Origin of the sequence: Streptomyces sp. NPDC056361 (assembly GCF_042262805.1) — a bacterium.
GTDB lineage: Bacteria > Actinomycetota > Actinomycetes > Streptomycetales > Streptomycetaceae > Streptomyces.
The window spans coordinates 1-2,941 of sequence record NZ_JBHJQI010000217.1 but is presented as its reverse complement, the minus strand read 5'-3'; the positions used below and the strand labels follow the sequence as shown (position 1 = coordinate 2,941).

Below are 2,941 nucleotides of genomic sequence, written 5' to 3'. Positions count from 1 at the left end.
CTCCGGGCCCCGCGGGGCCCCAATTCCCGCTGTGGGCGCCTCCGGGCCCCTCCGGTCCCCAACGCGCCCGCGGGGCCCGCCACCAGGGCGGACGACCCACCCGTCGCCCTTGTCGCGCCCCGACATGATCAAGTAGCGTCACCCGTATGAACACCGGACCGGCGACTCGCCATTCACAGACGGGCTATCCGGTGGAGGGCTGATCGCCCCCAGGGTGCACGCAAGGCACCCCCTCGGTTCGGCACGCGGACCTCCCAGTGCACAGGCACTTCGAGTCCCCTTCCGTGTCGAACAACAGCGAGGCCACCCCTATGACCGTCACGTTCAACCACACCATCATCGCCGCCAAGGACCGCCACGAGTCGGCGCGGTTCTTCCGCGACCTCCTGGAGCTCCCCGAGGCACCCTCCTGGGGCCCGTTCATCAACGTCCAGCTCACCGACGGCGTACTGATCCAGTTCGCCGAGCCCCCGGTGGACATCCAGATGCAGCACTACGCGTTCCTGGTCGACGACGAGCTCTTCGACCGCGCGTACCAGCGGCTGTGCGACGGCGACATCGAGCACTGGGCCGACCCCCAGATGCGTCGTCCCGGCGAGACCAACACCGAGCACGGCGGCCGCGGCGTCTACTTCAAGGACCCCGCCGGCCACGCGATCGAACTGATCACGAAGCCGTACCTGTAGTCCGACCGGGCACGCCCGTACGCCGACCGGCCATGCCCGTGTGCCGACCGGGCACGCCCGTGGCCTGCCGGGGTGTCGTCGTGACCCGCACGACACCCCGGCCGGGCCGCGTGCCGCGATCCGGTGCGTAGGCTCTTGTCCGTGCCTCGCTCTCGTCTGCTCCGTGTCGCCGTTCTCGTACTGGAGGGCGCGAAGCCGCTCGACGTGGGCATTCCCGCGCAGGTCTTCACGACCCGCGCGAGCATGCCGTGCGAGGTCCGGGTGTGCGGAGCGGAGCCCGGTGTCGTGGCCGGCGGCGACGGCCTGGCGTATCAGGTCGCGCACGGCTTGGACGCGCTCGCCTGGGCCGACATCGTCTTCGTCCCGGGCTACCGGTTCCCCGACCGCGACGACCCGCCGGCGGCGGTCGTCGAGGCGCTGATCGCGGCCCACCGGCGCGGGGCGCGGCTCGCCGCGATCTCGACGGGCGCTTTCGCGCTGGCCGCCACGGGACTCCTCGACGGCAAGCGGGCCACGACCCACTGGCACTACACGCGGGCGCTCGCGGCGAAGCGCCCTCTCGTCAGGGTCGACGAGAACGTCCTCTTCGTCGACGAGGGCAGCGTCCTGACCTCCGCGGGCGCCGCCTCGGGCATCGACCTGTGCCTGCACATCCTGCGAGGCGAGTTCGGCATCGCCGCGTCCAACCACGCGGCCCGCCGGCTCGTCGCCGCCCCCTACCGCAGCGGCGGCCAGGCCCAGTACGTGCCGCGGAGCGTGCCCGAGCCGCTCGGCGAGCGGTTCGCCGCCACCCGCGAATGGGCCCTGCACCGCCTGGGCGAGCCGCTCACGCTGGAGATCCTCGCCCGGCACGCGGCGGTGTCGGCACGCACGTTCTCCCGGCGGTTCGCCGAGGACACCGGGTACACACCGATGCAGTGGGTCATGCGGGCCCGCATCGACATGGCCCGTGAGCTGCTCGAACGCTCCGAGCGGGGCGTCGAGCAGATCGCCGCCGACACGGGCCTCGGCACCGGCGCGAATCTAAGGCTCCACTTCCAGCGGATCCTCGGCACCACACCGAGCGAGTACCGGCGGACGTTCGCCCGGGGCGAGTAGCGACGCGGACGCGGACCGCTCCCGCACCCTTGGCGCGATACTTGCGGACCGTGGCGATCCCGCCGCTGTCACGGGCCCACCCCTCCCGACGAACATGGTGGCGAACGCGAAGGGACCGAAGGGACACTGTCATGACTCGCATCGCCATCAACGGATTCGGCCGCATCGGACGCAACGTGCTGCGCGCCCTGCTGGAGCGCCAGAGCGACCTCGAGGTCGTCGCCATCAACGACCTCACCGAGCCCGCCACCCTCGCCCGCCTCCTCGCCTTCGACACGACCTCGGGCCGCCTCGGTCGTCCGGTGAGCGTCGACGGGGACACCCTCGTCGTCGACGGCCGCCGCATCAAGGTGCTGGCCGAGCGCGAGCCGGCGGACCTGCCGTGGGCCGAACTCGGCGTGGACATCGTCCTCGAGGCCACCGGCCGCTTCACTTCCGCCAAGGCCGCCGGCGCGCACATCGACGCGGGCGCGAAGCGCGTGCTCGTCAGCGCGCCCGCCGACGGTGCCGACGTCACGCTCGCGTACGGCGTGAACACCGACGCCTACGACCCGGCCGTCCACACGATCGTCTCGAACGCGTCCTGCACCACCAACGCGCTCGCGCCGCTCGCCTCGGTCCTCGACGACCTCGCCGGCATCGAGCACGGCTTCATGACCACGGTCCACGCCTACACCCAGGAGCAGAACCTCCAGGACGGCCCGCACCGCGACCCCCGCCGCGCCCGCGCCGCCGGCGTCAACATCGTCCCCACCACCACGGGTGCCGCCAAGGCCATCGGCCTCGTCCTCCCGAACCTCGACGGCAAGCTCTCGGGCGACTCGATCCGCGTCCCCGTGCCCGTCGGCTCGATCGTCGAGCTCAACACCACCGTCGCCCGCGACGTGACCCTCGACGACGTCCTCGCGGCCTACCGCACCGCGGCCGAGGGCCCCCTGGCCGGCGTCCTCGAGTACTCCGACGACCCGCTCGTCTCCGCCGACATCACCGGCAACCCCGCCTCCTCCATCTTCGACTCGGCCCTCACCCGCGTCGAGGGCCGTCACATCAAGGTCGTCGCCTGGTACGACAACGAGTGGGGCTTCTCCAACCGCGTCATCGACACCCTCCAGCTCCTCGCCGCGAGCTGACGCCCGCACCACCCCCTCCCCGAGCGC

General features: G+C 72.1%; 3 protein-coding genes. All 3 read left to right on the top strand.

From position 1 onward, the window contains the following. Nucleotides 1–311: 311 nt before the first annotated feature. The 3 genes from ACFCY7_RS38095 to gap all read left to right on the top strand — a co-directional run bounded on the left by ACFCY7_RS38095 (nucleotide 312) and on the right by gap (nucleotide 2,914). Nucleotides 312–686 (top strand): VOC family protein, encoded by a 375-nt coding sequence (locus ACFCY7_RS38095; RefSeq protein ID WP_376490675.1) that lies wholly within the window; start codon nucleotides 312–314, stop codon nucleotides 684–686. Nucleotides 687–827: 141 nt separating this feature from the next. Then, nucleotides 828–1,784, top strand: a complete 957-nt coding sequence (locus ACFCY7_RS38090; protein WP_376490671.1) for a GlxA family transcriptional regulator — start codon at nucleotides 828–830, stop codon at nucleotides 1,782–1,784. Nucleotides 1,785–1,915: 131 nt separating this feature from the next. After that, nucleotides 1,916–2,914, top strand: a complete 999-nt coding sequence (gene gap / locus ACFCY7_RS38085; protein WP_376490670.1) for a type I glyceraldehyde-3-phosphate dehydrogenase — start codon at nucleotides 1,916–1,918, stop codon at nucleotides 2,912–2,914. Nucleotides 2,915–2,941: the final 27 nt, after the last annotated feature.